This window comes from Bacillus sp. C30 (assembly GCF_040838255.1).
GTDB lineage: Bacteria > Bacillota > Bacilli > Bacillales > Bacillaceae_G > Bacillus_A > Bacillus_A mycoides.
The window spans coordinates 1-2,519 of record NZ_JBFPJH010000422.1 but is presented as its reverse complement, the minus strand read 5'-3'; the positions used below and the strand labels follow the sequence as shown (position 1 = coordinate 2,519).

Here is a 2,519-nt window from a genome sequence, read left to right as displayed (position 1 = left end):
CCCCTAAAGCTTTCCCAATTTCCGGTAACTTTTTTGGGCCAAATAAAATTAACACTGCTACTAAAATTAAAATTAACCCTGGAAAGCCAATATTTGAAAACATTTCCCCATCCCCTTCATAAGTAGATTCCTTGTCCTACTATTCCATAAGTTCATTTTGTCAAAAAATTTCGTAAACGTCAATGTATCCGTTGTCTTTTGTCAAAAAAATTCGAAAATATAATCAATTGAATATCATTTTCTATTCCTTTTGTATATGATATGGTTAAGGAAAATATAACTTATCTCAATACAGTGAAAGGAATTAACATTATGACGCAAAAAATTAAAAGAATGACCCAATTTGTAAAAGAAGAAATTGCGAATGCAATTACCCATGGTATCGGTGCCATTTTAAGCATCCCTGCCTTAATCATATTAATTATTCATGCTTCCAAACATGGCACAGCATCTGCTGTTGTTGGTTTTACCGTTTATGGCGTAAGCATGTTCCTTCTATACTTATTTTCTACACTGCTACATAGTATCCATCATCCAAAAGTAGAAAAGTTATTTACCATTTTAGATCACTCCGCCATATATTTATTAATTGCCGGCACGTATACACCATTTCTACTCATTACACTGCGTGGCCCGCTCGGTTGGACTTTACTCGCAATTATTTGGACCCTTGCGATTGGTGGAATTATTTTCAAAATCTTCTTTGTTCGTCGCTTTATTAAAACATCAACATTATGTTATATCATTATGGGTTGGCTCATCATCGTTGCCATTAAACCCCTTTATGAAAATTTAACCGGTCACGGCTTCTCACTACTATTAATAGGCGGCATTTTGTATTCTGTCGGAGCTATATTCTTCCTTTGGGAAAAGCTTCCGTTCAATCATGCCATTTGGCATCTCTTCGTACTAGGCGGTAGTACAATGATGTTTTTCTGCGTACTGTTTTATGTCTTACCCGCAGCATAAAAAAAGTTTCAGCTTGTTTAAGCTGAAACTTTTTTTATTACTTATGTAATTGAGATGCAATAATATCTTTTGTATGCTGGGTTAACTCTTTAGCATCCATACTTGCATATTCTTCAGGTGTAATTGGCTTAGAAATCGTTACTGTTGCATGAGCTGGTTTCATACGATTTCCATTCGCTTCAAACATTTTATATGTACCATCTAACGTTACAGGTAAGATTGCTACACCAGATTTTACTGCTAGGTGAAAACTACCCGCTTTAAACTCTCCAATTTCGCCACCCTTACTTCTCGTTCCTTCAGGGAAAATTACGATAGAATGTCCATTCTTTAATAGTTCAATTCCATCTTTAATTGCCTTAAGAGATTGACGGCGATCGCTGCGGTCCATGAACACACAATTCATTAGTTCCATCCATGTTGGTACAACCGGAAACTTTTTAATTTCCGCTTTTGAAACGAATCCAATTGGCTTATTTAAGTAACCTAGTAAAACAGGAATATCCATATTACTTTGATGATTACTTACAACTAGCACCGGCTTGTCTTTTGGAACATTTTCAAGTCCCTTTACTTCTACAGTCGATCCAGTTACACCCACCATTTTCTTACCAAACCAGTTTGTTGTTTTATACACAACACTATCTTTTTCTTGCGGTGACATCGCATTTGCTTTTCTTTTTATACGCCACAACCTTGGTGTAATCGCAATTACGATTAAAATTAAATAAAAGATTTTAAAAAACGTTTGAATCATACAGAACCCCCACCTATTATCATTCCGACCTTCATTATACTAGACAAACGAAGGAAAAAGAAGAAAAAATGTCCAAACAACAAGTGTTTGGACATTTTGAAGTTTTCTATATTAGAAACGTTTTGCTAATTCGCGTGCATTTACCATTGCTGCTTCTTTAATGTCTTGTGCTTTTTCAGGATTTGCATTCATTCCTTCAACTGCAATATATTCAGTGTCTGATACACCCATGAATCCTAATACCGCATTTAAGTGATTGCGACCGAAGTCCATAGATGCGTATGCTCCTTCAGAGTAAACGCCGCCTGTAGCTTGAATATGAAGTGCTTTTTTGCCTTCTAGTAAGCCAACTGGACCATTTTCAGTATATTTGAATGTTTTACCTGCGATTGATAAGTTATCTAAGTATGCTTTCACTACTGCTGGGTAGCTGAAGTTCCACATTGGAGTCACGAATACATAACGATCTGCATGCATAAATGTTTCTAAGTTATTGTTCATTGCTGCAACTTTTTGTTGCTGATTTTCACTTAAAGCTTCGAATCCTTCGCCTGCTGCAAATTTACCCCAAGCAGCGAATACGTCTGCATCGATTGCTGGTACAGTTGTATTGAATAAATCAATTGTTACAACTTCGTCTTGTGGATGTTCGTTTTTATATGCTTCGATGAAAGCTTCCCCTACTGCCATACCGAAAGAACCTTCTGCTGAATTTGGATTTGCTGTAATAAATAGTACTTTTGTCATTGTATTATCTCCCTTTTTCTATTTTATCTTTAATTCGAGATTTATT

3 protein-coding genes and 1 pseudogene are annotated in these 2,519 nt (G+C 35.8%); 1 reads left to right on the top strand and 3 read right to left on the bottom strand.

What is annotated here, in order from left to right; all coding sequences use genetic code 11:
• Positions 1-103, bottom strand: a pseudogene (gene tatAD, locus AB3X49_RS21175) (sec-independent protein translocase protein TatAD); the annotation flags it as partial.
• A 209-nt stretch (positions 104-312) separates the two neighbouring features.
• On the opposite strand from tatAD, the gene trhA reads away from it, so the two are divergent.
• Positions 313-969: a PAQR family membrane homeostasis protein TrhA gene (gene trhA, locus AB3X49_RS21170; protein ID WP_002085872.1), complete on the top strand. Its 657-nt coding sequence runs from the start codon at positions 313-315 to the stop codon at positions 967-969.
• A 37-nt stretch (positions 970-1,006) separates the two neighbouring features.
• Here trhA and AB3X49_RS21165 read toward each other — a convergent pair whose 3' ends face one another.
• Both AB3X49_RS21165 and AB3X49_RS21160 read right to left on the bottom strand, forming a co-directional pair.
• Positions 1,007-1,726, bottom strand: a complete 720-nt coding sequence (locus AB3X49_RS21165; protein WP_002065190.1) for a lysophospholipid acyltransferase family protein — start codon at positions 1,724-1,726, stop codon at positions 1,007-1,009.
• 111 nt (positions 1,727-1,837) lie between these two features.
• Positions 1,838-2,473, bottom strand: coding sequence for an FMN-dependent NADH-azoreductase (locus AB3X49_RS21160; protein ID WP_367964555.1), 636 nt, complete (start codon positions 2,471-2,473; stop codon positions 1,838-1,840).
• Positions 2,474-2,519: the final 46 nt, after the last annotated feature.